Origin of the sequence: Pseudoalteromonas sp. CR1 (genome assembly GCF_019392235.1) — a bacterium.
Lineage (GTDB): Bacteria > Pseudomonadota > Gammaproteobacteria > Enterobacterales > Alteromonadaceae > Pseudoalteromonas.
On sequence record NZ_JAHXRM010000048.1, the window covers coordinates 1 to 449 of the forward strand.

Consider the following 449-nt stretch of genomic DNA (forward strand, 5'->3'; position numbering starts at 1 on the left):
TGGCCAGCTGGCAGGTGCTGATCGCCTTGCTCGCGGGTATTTGCATTGTGCAATTGATCGCCAACCTGGTAGCCAGGCCGAGCCAGCAAGCTGCGGTGCCGTACCCGGTTATCTGCCGGCTGGCTTTTGGTGTGTTCGGCGCAAACATACCGGCGGTGATTCGCGGTCTGATCGCGGTGGCGTGGTACGGGATTCAAACGTACTTGGCGTCGAGCGCCTTGATCATCGTAGTGCTGCGCTTCTTCCCTCAAATGGCGGTGTATGCAGAACCGCATTTCGCAGGCTTGGCCTACTTGGGCTGGTTTGGTTTCCTCAGCTTATGGGTGTTGCAGGCTGCCGTGTTCTGGGCCGGCATGGAATCCATCCGCCGCTTTATCGACTGGGCGGGCCCGGTGGTCTATGCGGTGATGTTTGCCCTGGCCGGCTGGATTGTGTGGAAGGCGGGCTGG

The 449-nt window shown here is 60.4% G+C and carries 1 protein-coding gene; it reads left to right on the forward strand.

Translation table 11 applies throughout. From position 1 onward, the window contains the following. Positions 1-449, forward strand: a 449-nt coding sequence (locus KZZ04_RS18425; RefSeq protein WP_219423672.1) for a cytosine permease, incomplete at both ends; no start/stop codon positions are given.